The sequence below is a fragment of the Roseovarius pacificus genome (genome assembly GCF_900142665.1).
GTDB classification, from domain to species: Bacteria; Pseudomonadota; Alphaproteobacteria; order Rhodobacterales; family Rhodobacteraceae; genus Roseovarius; species Roseovarius pacificus.
In genome coordinates this window covers 59,483-72,463 of sequence record NZ_FRBR01000007.1, presented here as the reverse complement: position 1 = coordinate 72,463, position 12,981 = coordinate 59,483, and the positions used below count along the sequence as shown (strand labels likewise).

Genomic DNA, 12,981 nt, shown 5'->3' with positions numbered 1-12,981 from the left:
TAAAATTATCCGGCGGGAACAGCACCCTGCCCTTCACCTTGGCGTGGGAATGGCACCAGCTTCTGGCGATCCTCGTCCCATAGCTTCAGCCGGAAACTGGCCAGCGCTTCGGGCCAGCGGATCACGTCATGGGTACGAAGCTCTTCGGGCATCTCTTTCTGGCAGCGGCGCAGCCGATAGGAGGGGATACCGGGGTTAAAGTGGTGCAGGTCGTGATAGGCGATGTTGCCGGTGCCCAGATCCCACAACCAGCCCAGATCGAGCGAACTTGAGCCCTCCAGCGTCGCACGGCGAAAATCCAGATCGGGTTTGCGATCCCAATAGGTGTCTTCGAAATTGTGCTGGAGATAGACCAGAAACACGCCGATGGCCCCAGCCAACACTGCGCTTGCTCCAAGCACGATCAGGCCCGGCACCCCAAGCGCCCACCAGACCAGCCAGATATAGACCGCCAGGGCGATATTATGGGCGATCACGCCACCGGCCCCGACCTTGAGCGTGTTGGCCGGCCAGCGATAGACGATGAAATAAGCATAGATCCCACCGAGCCCCAGCATCAGCACCGGATTTCGGTAAAGCCTGTACCACAAACGCCGCCACCAGGGCGCCGCCTGCCATTCAGCCAGAGTCATCGTGTAGACTTCGGTGGTTTCACGGTGATCGAGATTGCCCAGATAGGCATGATGCAGGTTATGATTGTATTGCATCACCCGGTAGGGCGTCAGCGAAAACACCGACAGAACATGCCCCGCCAGATCGTTCAGCCGCCGGGTTGCAAACAGGGCATAGTGCCCGCAATCGTGTTGCAGCACGTATAGTCGCACAGAAGCAAAGGCCAGCACGACAATCAGCAGGGTGCTGAGCCCCCAATGCCCGGAAAACCGCGCGGCAAGCGCCAAGGCCCCCAAGTAAACCGCAAGGGTCACCACAAGGGACAGGCCCCCCAACAGATCGCTTTTGCCTGCGTAGGCGCGGGTGAACTCTCGAATCGTCATGACGCCCTCTCGCGTTCCGATTGTATATGCTGGTCACGATATCTTGGAACGATCAATCGCCTTAACTGTGAAATTTCCGCGACATCCCGCCGGTCATGGCGGAAAACACCGCCCTGTCGCATTGACCGGCCCGCCGATCATACCACATCAACATCATGGAACGCATGAAAGCTATCCTGACGCTGACTGCGGCGCTGGCCTTTGCCCTGTCGCCCCTGACAACTGAGGGGTTCAACGGGTTTCGGCCCGACCAATTCCCGATCCCGCAGGTCGATCCGCCCGTCCAGCCGGCGGGATTTGCCTTTGCGATCTGGGGGCCGATTTATCTCTGGCTGATCGCGGGAGCGCTGTTCGGGTTGTTGAAACGCGACCGGGCGCCGGGCTGGGATGTCGCGCGCTGGCCGCTGATTGCCAGCCTCGTGATCGGAGCGGCATGGATTCCGGTGGCGCAGTTCTCTCCCCTTTGGGCCACCGTCCTGATTTGGGCGATGCTGGGCACCGCGCTATGGGCGCTTGTAACCGCAGGCGCCGAAGACAGGTTGTGGCTGCGCACCCCCATTGCGCTTTATGCCGGATGGCTGACGGCGGCGAGTTGCGTGGCTTTGGCGTTAATTCTGGCGGGGCACGGATTCATGAGCGGACAAGCCGCCGCGCTGGCCCTGATAGGAGTGGCGTTGCTGATCGCGCTGGTGGTTCTGGTGTTGCGACCTGATACGCCGGAATACGCTGCAACGATGGGTTGGGCATTAGTGGGCATCGCCGCGTCCAATGTCAGCCCTGCCAATATCTCCGTGCTGATGCTTTGCGGTGCGGGCCTTGCGATGCTGGCGCTGAGCGTGCGGCGCAGCAGCATTGATACCCATGCACGGCCTCCGCATGGCTAAAGCCGCGCTATTTCGGAGGATTTCCCTTGCCGTGAATATGCTTGCGCAGCCGCGAGGGCGTTGATTTCTTCTTGCTCTTGTAGGGGTTCTTGTCGGATTGCGAGCGCATGTGCAGCCTGATCGGGGTGCCGGGCATATCGAAATCCTCACGCAAACCGTTGATCAGGTAGCGCGAATAGCTGTCCGGCAGCTTGTCGGGGTGCGAGCACATGACCACGAAATGCGGCGGGCGCGTTTTGGCCTGTGTCATGTAGCGCAGCTTGATCCGCCGCCCGCCCGGAGCCGGGGGCGGATGCGCCTCGATCATGCCGGCCAGCCAGCGGTTGAGCTGCGCGGTGGTCACGCGGCGGTTCCAGACATCATAGGCCTTTTCCACCGCCGCGCGCAGACGGTCCAGCCCTTTGCCTGTTTTGGCCGACACGGTCACCAGCGGCGCGCCGCGCAATTGCGGCAAAAGACGCTCGAACGCCTCGCGCAGATCGCGCAGTTTTTGCTGCTTTTGGTCCTCAATGTCCCATTTGTTCACCGCAACGACCACGGCACGGCCCTCGCGCTCGGCCAGGTCGGCGATACGCAGGTCTTGTTGCTCGAACGGGATCGCGGCATCCAGCAGGACTACGACAACCTCGGCGAATTTCACCGCGCGCAGACCGTCGGAGACCGACAGCTTTTCCACCTTGTCCTGCACGCGCGATTTCTTGCGCATTCCGGCAGTGTCGAAAATTCGCACCGGCAGACCATCCCAGTCGAGTTGCAGGGAAATGGCATCGCGGGTGATTCCGGCCTCGGGGCCGGTCAGAAGGCGATCTTCGCCCAGAATGCGGTTGATCAGCGTGGATTTGCCCGCATTGGGGCGGCCCACCACGGCCACCTGCATCGGGCGCTCGGGTGTCGGCTGACGCACGGCATCGGGATCTTCGGCTTCACCCTCTTCATTCAGGATGACCTCGGTTTCCGGGGCCTCGGCAGCGGCGCGTTTCTCGAACTCATCCGCCAAGGGCATCAGGTGCGAGTAAAGCTCGTTCATGCCCTCGCCGTGTTCGGCGGACAGGCGAACGGGTTCGCCAAGACCAAGACCGTAGGATTCGTACACCCCGGCATCGGCGGCGCTGCCCTCGGCCTTGTTCGCCGCAAGGATCACGTGGCGCGCGCGTTTGCGCAGGATGTCAGCAAAAACCTCGTCCGTAGGGGTGACCCCGGCGCGGGCGTCGATCAGGAACAGGCAGATATCGGCCATGTCCACGGCCCGCTCGGTCAGCTTGCGCATCCTGCCCTGAAGGGAGTCATCGGTGGCCTCTTCCAGACCGGCGGTGTCGATCACGGTAAAGCGCAGATCGCCAAGCCGCGCCTCGCCTTCGCGCAGGTCACGGGTGACGCCGGGTTGGTCATCGACCAAGGCCAGACGTTTGCCGACAAGGCGATTGAACAGCGTGGACTTGCCCACGTTCGGGCGGCCCACGATGGCAAGGGTGAAACTCATCTTTCTGGCTCCGGAGCGGATCAAGCCGCCCTGTTACAGCATCGCGCGCTCAACGGAAAGCGTGCAATTCCCCTTTGCGCGACACGACATACAGCGTGCCCCCGGCCACGACCGGGTTGGTGGTGGCGCCGCCGGGCAGTTCGATCCTCCGGGTTAGCTGGCCCGATACCGGATCGAAAAAGCGAAGGAATCCGTCGCCCGAAGCGATGATCAGGTTCCCGCCTGCCAGAATCGGCCCGTGGTGCGCGTAAATCTCGGCCTGTCTGCGCGGCTTGTCCTTGGTGAAAAACGGCAGTTTCGTGCCCCAGATCCGGCTGCCGTCTTCGGAAGACAAGCGGATCAGTTCGTTGCGATCGGACACCAGGAATACCGAATCACCCGCTGGCCACACCGGGTTGAGCGAGCCCTCATCGGCGGTCCACAGGCGTTCGCCATTGGCCAGGCCGAGCGCCACTGTGCGCCCCGAATGGCTGCCGACATAGACGCGCTCGCCATCAATCATCGGATCACCGGTGATGTCACCCACCCGCGCGGTTGCATATCCATCGCGCTGACCCGCCACCTGCGAGTCCCACAGACGCAGACCGCCCTTGCGAAACGCGCCCTGCACCTCACCCGAGCCAAAGGCAAACACGACATATTTCTCAGATACGGCCGGAGCCGGACCGCCCATGACGTTATGAATGCTGGGTGTGGCCGACAATTGCCAGCGGATGCGGCCGGTGTCGGTATCCAGGGCCCATGCGATCTCGTCGCCTGCAACCAAATAGACCAGATTGCCGACAACGGTGGGATTGCCCGAGCCCGTGGCGCGCAGGTTCTGCTGCCATTTTTCGGCCCCTGTCGCGGCATCCAGTGCTGTCATCAGACCGAAACCGGACGATACGTACAGCGTTCCATCGCCATATGCCAAACCGCCGCCCGTTGCGTCCTTGGCGGAATCGTTGGGCGGCACCAGGTCATGCGTCCAGAGTTGCTCACCATTGGTGGACACGGCGCTGACGCGCGATTGGGCATCCAGCGTGAAAATACGCCCGTCGGCCACGACCGGATCGGCGGTGATACGCATCCTGCGGCCATCGCCGGCACCAATCGACGTGGACCACACCCGTTGCGGTGCTGCCGATAGCGCGGGATGCGCAGTGCGGGTGCCCGGCGTACTGGCGGCCTGCGGCCATGCCGGGTTGTTACGTGTGGCAACCAGGGCGATCGGCTGGCTGTGGTCTTGCGTTGCGGCCTGTTCTTCATCCGGTGCCTGCGGCTGGGACAGGACATCACGAAGCCCTTCCCGCTCACCCTGGAGGATCGCTTCTTCCTTCGAGCAGGCCGTCAGCGCCAAAGCCGCCGCAAGCCCCAGAATAATCCCGTTTGGTTTCAAAGCCGAAGCCCCCCAAGTTAACGCGTTCTACCAAGCCACCACAGGCCCGGTGGCGGTACCTTACCCGCCTTGTCCGGTGTCCGGCAACTCGCCTCCCAAGGCCACAATCACTTGTGTCGCCCGTCGACGCAAGCTCACCGTTGCCTCGGCATCCTTTACGATAGCCGTCAGACGCTCCAGCGCTGCGGCGCTGTCACCGGTTTCAACGTCGATCAAGGCCAGTTGTTCCTCGGCCAGAAGCCGAGTCAGCCCGTTGGCCAGGGCGAGCCCCTGCAACCGGCTGCGGCGCTCATCAACGTCGAGCCCCGAATCCGGCAAGGCTACGGCCTTGAGCGTTGCAATCTGGCGATAGACCGGGGCAATCGCCTCGCTATCGGCCAGCGACAACAACCGTGCCGCCGCCTCTTGCGGGCTACCGGCGGTTTGTTCGGCGGCGGTCAGCAGATCCAGAACCCCCCCGGCACCTTGATTGGGTGCATCAATATCCGAAAGAGCGGTCGCGCGCGCCGCGCGGTCCCCGGCCTCGAGCGCCCCGAGAATGGCATCACCGAACGCCTCGGCCTGTGCACGATCCTGTGCCTTGCGCCATTCGTTCCAGGCGGTACCGCCGACGATCAGGATGACCGCCAGAACCGCAATCCAGCCATAGCGCCGCATCAGCGCGAACAACCGGTCGCGGCGAACCTCTTCGGTAACTTCTTCGATGAAACTGTCTGTATCGCTCACGCTCGATATCCCTTGCGTTTGACCCTCCTCTTATCGCGTCGGCCCCTGCCTGCCAAGGGGCCGTTATCATGTCACGCAGCTGACCCTTAAAACAATATACATCGTGTTCCCCCACATCTCGAAGCCACGCTACGACTGGTGTGACACAAACAGCCCATCTTGCCCGGAAAGACGCAACAGGGTAATCTAAACTGGTCAGTTCACGCATATACAGCCTTGACGAACCGCGGAATCGTTCAAATGTCCAAGGCAAGCCGGCCCATGGACCGTGATTAAAGGTTATCTGATGCGACTTTTCCCCATCCTGGCAGCAATCATGGTTTCGGCCCTGATCTACGTGTTCGTGTTCGAACGGGACAGGCTGACAGGTGCATCTCCGGAACCCGCGGACACACAAAGCGGAACCGCGCAGGCTCAATCATCGGAAGATGCAGACGACGAAACCGGGAAGCCCGTCGGGGTCGTTGCCGTTCAATCCACCGCCCGCACTATCGACAGCGCCGTGATCCTACGCGGTCAGACCGAGGCCTTCCGGCAGGTGGAATTGCGTGCCGAAACCGCGGGACAGGTTATTTCCGATCCTTTGCGCAAAGGGGCTTTTGTCGAGCTCGGCCAGCCCCTCTGCCAGCTTGATCCCGGCACGCGCGAGTCGGCACTGGCCGAAGCAAAATCGCGACTGTCAGCGGCGCACGCCAGCATCCCCGAAGCCAGGGCACGCGTAGAAGAAGCGCAATCGCGGCTGGAAGAGGCGCGGATCAACGACAATGCCGCCACCCGCCTGTCCGAAGAAGGTTTCGCATCGCAAACGCGCGCGGCTTCGACAAAGGCGGCTTTGCGCTCGGCCGAAGCAGCGGTGGAAGCGGCCCGCACCGGGTTGGAATCCGCCCGCGCGCAGATAGATGCAGCGCAGGCTGGCGTGGACACTGCCGAAAAGGAAATTGAACGGCTCACGATCAGCGCTCCGTTTTCCGGTCTTCTGGAAAGCGATACGGCCGAATTGGGCAGCCTGCTGCAACCCGGCGCACTATGTGCGACGGTCATTCAGCTGGACCCGATCCAACTGGTCGGGTTCGTACCGGAAACCGAGGTGGATCGCGTCGAAATCGGCGCCGTCGCGGGCGCGCGGCTTGCTTCGGGCGGTGAGGTACAGGGCAAGGTCACCTTCCTGTCGCGGCAAGCAGACCAGACAACGCGCACGTTCCAGGTGGAAATCCGGGTACCAAACCCCAACCTGACACTGCGCGATGGCCAGACCGCTGAAATCGTGATTTCAGCCGACGGTACAAAGGCGCATCTGTTACCACAGTCTGCCCTGACCCTGAACGACGAAGGCACGCTTGGGGTTCGTCTGGTCGGGAGCGATGATCTGGCCGTTTTTGTCCCTGTGACCTTGCTGCGTGATGTACCGAACGGTGTGTGGCTGTCGGGCCTCCCGGAACAGGCCGATGTCATTGTCATCGGACAGGAATACGTCACCGATGGCGTGCGCGTCGTGCCCAGCTATCAGGAGCTTGGCCAATGACCGGCATCGTCGACTGGGCTGCCGCCCGCGCGCGCATGGTCATCGCCTTTGTTGTCCTGTCGATCCTGGCGGGAAGTCTGGCCTATATCAGCCTGCCGAAAGAAGGCGAGCCGGATATCGAAATTCCTGCGCTCTTCGTCTCGGTCCCGTTTCCCGGCATTTCCGCCGAGGATAGCGAAAAACTGCTGGTCAAGGTCATGGAGACCGAGTTGAGCGATCTGGACGGGCTCAAGACCATGTCCGGCACTGCCGCCGAAAACTATGCAGGTGTGGCTCTGGAGTTCGAGTTCGGCTGGGACAAGACCAAGATCATGGCCGATACGCGCGACGCAATGAACGCCGCCGAAGCCAAGTTTCCCGAAGGCGCCGAAAAATACACGATCAACGAGATCAATTTCAGCGAGTTCCCGATCATCATCGTGAACCTGTCGGGCGATGTGCCGGAGCGTACCATGGCGCGGCTGGCCAAGGATCTTCAGGACGATCTGGAAGGGCTGGAACCGGTTCTGGAGGCCGGGATCGCGGGCAATCGCGACGAGATGGTCGAGGTGGTGATCGACCCGCTCAGGCTGGAGGCCTACAACGTCACAGCGAACGAGTTGATCAACGTGGTGCGCAACAACAACCTGTTGATTGCCGCAGGCGAGGTCGAGACCGCCTCGGGCGCATTTTCGGTCAAGATTCCCTCCAGCTTCGATGAGGCTCGCGACATCTATGACCTGCCGGTCAAGATCAATGGCGATCGTGTCGTGACCCTTGGCGATCTTGCACGCATCAGCCTGACCTTCGAAGACCGCCTTGGCACCGCAAGATTCAACGGCGAAAAAACGGTAGCGTTGCAGGTGGTCAAGCGCAAAGGCTTCAACATCATCGAAACCGCCAGTCTTGTGCGCGAAACCGTGGATAAAGCCCGCACCGGTTGGCCTGATGAACTGCGCGCCGCCGTGACGGTGGGCACCTCGAACGATCAGTCGCGCACGGTCGAATCGATGGTCAAGCAGCTTGAGGGCTCCGTCCTGACCGCCATCGCCCTTGTGATGATCGTCACGCTGGCAGCGCTCGGCATCCGGCCCGCATTGCTGGTGGGGTTCGCGATCCCCACGTCGTTCCTGCTTTGCTTCGCCCTGTTGGCGATCATGGGCGTGTCGATATCCAATATCGTGATGTTCGGACTGATCCTGGCCGTCGGCATGCTGGTGGACGGGGCAATCGTTGTCGTGGAATACGCCGACAAGCGCATCGCCGAGGGCGTAGGCCCGATGCACGCCTATGTCGAGGCCGCCAAGCGGATGTTCTGGCCAGTGGTCAGTTCGACCGCGACAACGCTTTGTGCCTTTCTGCCGATGCTGTTCTGGCCCGGCATTCCGGGGCAGTTCATGGGCATGCTGCCTGTCACACTGATCTTCGTCTTGTCGGCATCGCTGTTGGTCGCGCTGGTCTATTTGCCGGTCATGGGCGGCGTCACCGGACGGCTTGAACGCTGGTTCAACACCCGGACCGAGCAGATCGCAGGCGGCTTTTGGCTATGGCACCTGTTGCTGTTTCCCGTGGCTGTTGCGGCGCTGATGCTGGCGGGCAGCCTTGCACCGGTTGTGTTGGCGCAGGTCTCCGAACAGTTCACGCAAATGGAGGCCGGGCGTATTCTGGCCTCGGTGATTCCCACGCTGTTATCGGTCTTCGTCCTGTTGCTTGGCGTAGCGGTCCTGGCATCGGCGGGCGTGGCGTCGGTGGTTACACTTCTGCTGGGCCTGATGGCCATTGGAAAACGCGCACAGCATGGCATTGGCTGGCTCAAGAACCGCACGATGCCCCGCCGTGAGGGCCGTGTAAAAGCCGGACATGGCCGCACCCCGTTCGGTCGGGTGATCCATGCGATTTCGGGCAATCCGGTGATGCCGCTGGTAACCTTCGGCTTCGTCTTTGTTTTCGTCGGATCTGTCCTGATCTTCTACATGAACAACAACAAGGGCACCGAGTTCTTCGTCGAATCCGAGCCCGAACAGGCCATTATCTATGTACGTGGCCGTGGCAACCTGTCGATCGGGCAAAAGGATGCCCTGGTGGCGCGGGCCGAACGGATCGCGATGCAGCATCCCGGCGTCGAGACCGTGTTTGCCTTTGCCGGCGAGGGCGGGTTGACCAACAATACCGGTGGCGCCGAGGCCCCGCTGGACACGATCGGGCAGGTTCAACTGGAAACCATCCCGTGGGAGGACCGCCCGCAAGGCCGGGAGACCTGGTTCACCATCCCGTTCCTGGATTACGAAGTTACCCGCGCGGTCAGCGCCGAAGCATATGACGGCGACACGATTATCGACGAACTGACCGCACAACTGGAGCAGTTACCTGGCACCAAGATAGAAATTCTTGCTCAGGCACGCGGCCCGGCCTCGGCCAAGCCGGTGCACCTGCGGCTGAAAGGCGACAACTGGCAAGACCTGCAAGACGCCACGCGGCTGGCGCGCGCAAAATTCGAGACCACGTTCGGCCTGAAGCAAATCGAAGATACGCTGCCCCTGCCCGGCATCGACTGGCAGATCGACGTGGATGTGGAAAAGGCCGGACGCTATGGCGCCGACGTGGCGACCGTGGGCGCGATGGTGCAACTGGTGACCCGCGGCATTCTTCTGGACACGATGCGCGTGCCCTCTTCGGATGAGGAAATCGACATCCGTGTACGCCTGCCGAAAGAGGATCGTGTGCTGTCCACGCTTGATGCGCTCAAGGTGCGCACACAGGATGGCCTGGTGCCGCTGTCCAATTTCATCACGCGCAAGCCGGTCGCCAAGCTGGCACAGATCGACCGCGTGGACCAGACCCGCTATTTCGACATAAAAGCAGGTGTCGCGGACGGATTGACGACGACCGTCGCCACCGGCGGCAGCGCACGCTCCGAGGTGCCAGTGACCGCGAATGAACGCATCGCGCACCTGACCGAATGGCTCAACAGCGGCGTGTTGCCCGACAGCATCGACTACGAATGGACCGGCGATCAGGAAGATCAGGCTGAATCCGGGGCCTTCCTGCAACAGGCGTTTGCCGGGGCACTGGGACTGATGTTCATCATCCTGCTGGCGCAATTCAATAGCATCTACAATGCCGTCCTGGTGCTGTTGGCGGTGGTGTTGTCCACCACCGGCGTGCTGATCGGGATGCTTGTGATGGGCCAGCCGTTTTCGATCATCATGACCGGCACCGGTATCGTCGCGCTTGCCGGGATCGTGGTGAACAACAATATCGTGCTGATCGACACCTATCAGGAGTTCAGCCGCTACATGCCGCGGATCGAGGCCATCACCCGTACCGCCGAAGCGCGCATTCGCCCCGTTCTGTTGACCACCATCACCACAATGGCGGGCCTTGCGCCGATGATGTTCGGCCTCAGCCTCGATTTCGTCAATGGCGGCTACTCGTTCAATTCGCCCACGGCATTGTGGTGGAAACAACTGGCGACGGCCGTGGTGTTCGGTCTGGGCATCGCCACGATGCTGACGCTGGTGTTTACGCCGTCGATGCTGGCGTTGAGAATCTGGGCCGGCACCTATTTGCAATGGACCGCGCGAGCCCTGGCCGCGTTGTCGATGGGCCGCGCCAGCCGCGCCGCGCAGGACTGGGCGCTGCAGAATGCCGCCCGAAAAGTGCATGCCCCCGAACTGCTGTGGCCGGAAGAACAGACCGGCGAGTATGAAGACGAAGACGCAGCACAGCCCGAAGCGAATGACATCAAGCGCGTGATCGACGCCCGCGACGACAATGGCAAACCGCTGCGCGCCGCCGAGTGATCGCTCGCTTCAAAACGACGATTACCCGCCTTCGCCATACTCCCGGCTGGTCTCATCCAGTGTGGCCCACCATGTGGCATAGCTGCTGTTTCCGGGATGCCGCCCACCTTCGTCGGGCGCACCGTCTTTCCACCAGACCGGGCCACGTTCGCCCAACCTGCGCTTGGCCGCGTCCACGGCATCGCGCGCCGTGCGCTCGGCCTCGGGCGTTTGGGCGGCCTGAACCGCGCGCCGCGCCTGCATCAGCGCCTTGATCGCTGCCCGGCGTTCGCTGTCTGGCAGGGATGGATCGGTTTTTCGCCACAGCCGCCCCTTGGACACGAAATATCGCCCGTCCGGCGTTTCGGGATAGTTCTTTCGGCTCATGCGGCCTCTTCCGCCTGCTGGCGCTGCCAGAGACTGGCATAGCGCCCTTGCCGCGCCAGCAGCTCCGTATGCGTACCTTCCTCGACAATGCGGCCATCTTCCAGCACCACGATACGGTCGGCATCGGCGACAGTGGACAGGCGGTGCGCGATGGTGATCACGGTGCGCCCCTGCCCGGCCCGTTTCAGCGCGCCCTGAATATCGCGCTCGGTTTCGGTATCGAGCGCACTGGTCGCTTCGTCCAGCAACAGGATTGGCGGGTTTTTCAGCAGGGTACGCGCGATGCCGACGCGCTGTTTCTCGCCCCCCGACAATTTCAACCCTCGCTCCCCCACCTGCGTGTCGTACCCATCGGGTAAGCCCATGATGAAGTCATGGATCTGCGCGGCTTTTGCAGCCTCCTCCACTTCGGCGCGGGTCGCGCCATTGCGGCCATAGGCAATGTTGTAGCCGACCGTATCATTGAAAAGCACCGTGTCCTGAGGCACCACACCAATCGCGGCATGCAGGCTATCCTGTGTCACATCACGCACGTCCTGCCCGTCGATCAATACCGCACCTTCCTGCACATCGTAGAAACGGAACAATAGCCGCCCGATGGTGGATTTCCCCGATCCCGACGGACCGACCACCGCCACCGTCTGCCCGGCAGGCACATTCAGCGAAACCCCTTTGAGAATGGCGCGCGCAGGGTCGTAGCCAAAGAAAACGTCGCGCAGGACCACCGTAGCGCCTTGTATATTTAGAACTTTTGCCTGAAGTTTGTCTTTAACATCCGGAGATTGCTCCAACAAACCGAACATTTCCCCCATATCGACGAGGGATTGCCGTATCTCGCGGTAAACCGTGCCCAAAAAGTTCAGCGGCATGGTGATCTGGATCATGTAGGCATTGACCATGACGAAATCGCCCACCGTCATGGTGCCGCTCTGCACCCCGATGGCGGCCATCACCATCACCGCCACCAACCCGCCTGTGATCAGCACCGACTGACCGAAATTCAGGAATGCCAGAGAATAGGAGGTCTGCAACGCTGCGCTTTCATACCCCGCCATCGCCGCATCATAACGGTCGGCCTCACGCTTTTCAGCCCCGAAATACTTGACCGTTTCAAAATTCAGAAGGCTGTCTATCGCCTTTTGGTTGGCGTCGGTATCCTGATCGTTCATCTGCTTGCGCAGCTTCACACGCCACTCGGTCACCTTGAAAGTAAAGGCCACGTAAGCCGCAATCACCCCGACAACCACGGCCAGATACCAGAAATCGAACAGCGTCCATAAGACGATACCGATAAGCAGCAGTTCCAGCACCAGCGGTCCGATGGAAAACAGCAGGAAGCGCAGCAGGAATTCCACGCCCTTGACACCGCGTTCGATGATACGGCTCAGCCCACCGGTCTTGCGCGTGATGTGGTAGCGCAAGGACATGCGGTGGATATGCGCGAAGGTTTCGAGCGCCAGTTGCCGCAGGGCGCGTTGTGCCACGCGGGCGAAAATCACGTCGCGCAACTGCTGAAATCCCACATTCATCAGCCGCGCCATGCCATAGGCCACAGTCAGGCCGACGGCACCATAGGCCAGCATCCAGGCCGCTGTATCGCCTTCGCCCGCCAATGCATCGACCGCTGCCTTATAGAAAAACGGTGTCCCCACCGCGATCAGCTTGGCCACCACCAGTGCCAGCAACGCCAGTACGACGCGGCGTTTTACCCATCCCTGCCCATCCGGCCAGAGATAGGGCGCCACGCGGCGGATCGTTGCCCATCCATCGGCAGGCATTTCGGTGGTCGTCAGGGTGGTGCGGCGGCGCATGAAAGGGAGTCCATTTCAGAAAACTGTCCCTCACTTA

The 12,981-nt window shown here is 61.6% G+C and carries 9 protein-coding genes; 3 read left to right on the top strand and 6 right to left on the bottom strand.

Annotated elements, in window-relative coordinates; all coding sequences use genetic code 11:
* Positions 1 to 5: 5 nt before the first annotated feature.
* Complete coding sequence (locus tag BUB53_RS12905; RefSeq protein ID WP_073035193.1) at positions 6 to 995, bottom strand: fatty acid desaturase; 990 nt, start codon at positions 993 to 995, stop codon at positions 6 to 8.
* A 155-nt stretch (positions 996 to 1,150) separates the two neighbouring features.
* Here BUB53_RS12905 and BUB53_RS12900 point away from each other — a divergent pair, with 155 nt between their 5' ends.
* The gene (locus BUB53_RS12900) at positions 1,151 to 1,879 is read left to right on the top strand and encodes a hypothetical protein (RefSeq protein ID WP_073035192.1); all 729 of its coding nucleotides are present in this window, start codon (positions 1,151 to 1,153) and stop codon (positions 1,877 to 1,879) included.
* Between the two features lie 7 nt (positions 1,880 to 1,886).
* Here BUB53_RS12900 and der read toward each other — a convergent pair whose 3' ends face one another.
* The 3 genes from der to BUB53_RS12885 are packed head-to-tail and all read right to left on the bottom strand — an operon-like array spanning position 1,887 to position 5,463.
* Entirely contained in the window at positions 1,887 to 3,359 is a 1,473-nt protein-coding gene (gene der / locus BUB53_RS12895) for a ribosome biogenesis GTPase Der (RefSeq protein WP_073035191.1), read from the bottom strand.
* Positions 3,360 to 3,408: 49 nt separating this feature from the next.
* Positions 3,409 to 4,737 carry a PQQ-like beta-propeller repeat protein gene (locus BUB53_RS12890; protein ID WP_073035190.1) on the bottom strand — a complete coding sequence of 443 codons (1,329 nt, stop codon included), beginning with the start codon at positions 4,735 to 4,737 and terminating at the stop codon, positions 3,409 to 3,411.
* Between the two features lie 60 nt (positions 4,738 to 4,797).
* A complete protein-coding gene (locus tag BUB53_RS12885; protein WP_073035189.1) occupies positions 4,798 to 5,463 on the bottom strand; it encodes a hypothetical protein in 666 nt (221 codons plus the stop codon).
* Positions 5,464 to 5,749: 286 nt separating this feature from the next.
* Here BUB53_RS12885 and BUB53_RS12880 point away from each other — a divergent pair, with 286 nt between their 5' ends.
* The gene (locus tag BUB53_RS12880) at positions 5,750 to 6,985 is read left to right on the top strand and encodes an efflux RND transporter periplasmic adaptor subunit (RefSeq protein WP_073035188.1); all 1,236 of its coding nucleotides are present in this window, start codon (positions 5,750 to 5,752) and stop codon (positions 6,983 to 6,985) included.
* The gene (locus tag BUB53_RS12875) at positions 6,982 to 10,767 is read left to right on the top strand and encodes an efflux RND transporter permease subunit (protein ID WP_073035187.1); all 3,786 of its coding nucleotides are present in this window, start codon (positions 6,982 to 6,984) and stop codon (positions 10,765 to 10,767) included. Before BUB53_RS12880 ends, BUB53_RS12875 begins: the two co-directional genes overlap by 4 nt.
* 21 nt (positions 10,768 to 10,788) lie before the next feature.
* On the opposite strand, the gene BUB53_RS12870 is transcribed toward BUB53_RS12875, so the two are convergent.
* Complete coding sequence (locus BUB53_RS12870; RefSeq protein WP_073035186.1) at positions 10,789 to 11,133, bottom strand: hypothetical protein; 345 nt, start codon at positions 11,131 to 11,133, stop codon at positions 10,789 to 10,791.
* Positions 11,130 to 12,944, bottom strand: coding sequence for an ABCB family ABC transporter ATP-binding protein/permease (locus BUB53_RS12865; RefSeq protein WP_073035185.1), 1,815 nt, complete (start codon positions 12,942 to 12,944; stop codon positions 11,130 to 11,132). Before BUB53_RS12865 ends, BUB53_RS12870 begins: the two co-directional genes overlap by 4 nt.
* Positions 12,945 to 12,981: the final 37 nt, after the last annotated feature.

Excerpts from the sequence above, each read along its gene's own strand:
- BUB53_RS12905 (WP_073035193.1), bottom strand. The coding sequence starts at position 995 with ATGACGATTCGAGAGTTCACCCGCGCCTACGCAGGCAAAAGCGATCTG.
- BUB53_RS12900 (WP_073035192.1), top strand. The coding sequence starts at position 1,151 with ATGGAACGCATGAAAGCTATCCTGACGCTGACTGCGGCGCTGGCCTTT.
- der (WP_073035191.1), bottom strand. The coding sequence starts at position 3,359 with ATGAGTTTCACCCTTGCCATCGTGGGCCGCCCGAACGTGGGCAAGTCC.
- BUB53_RS12880 (WP_073035188.1), top strand. The coding sequence starts at position 5,750 with ATGCGACTTTTCCCCATCCTGGCAGCAATCATGGTTTCGGCCCTGATC.
- BUB53_RS12875 (WP_073035187.1), top strand. The coding sequence starts at position 6,982 with ATGACCGGCATCGTCGACTGGGCTGCCGCCCGCGCGCGCATGGTCATC.
- BUB53_RS12870 (WP_073035186.1), bottom strand. The coding sequence starts at position 11,133 with ATGAGCCGAAAGAACTATCCCGAAACGCCGGACGGGCGATATTTCGTG.
- BUB53_RS12865 (WP_073035185.1), bottom strand. The coding sequence starts at position 12,944 with ATGCGCCGCCGCACCACCCTGACGACCACCGAAATGCCTGCCGATGGA.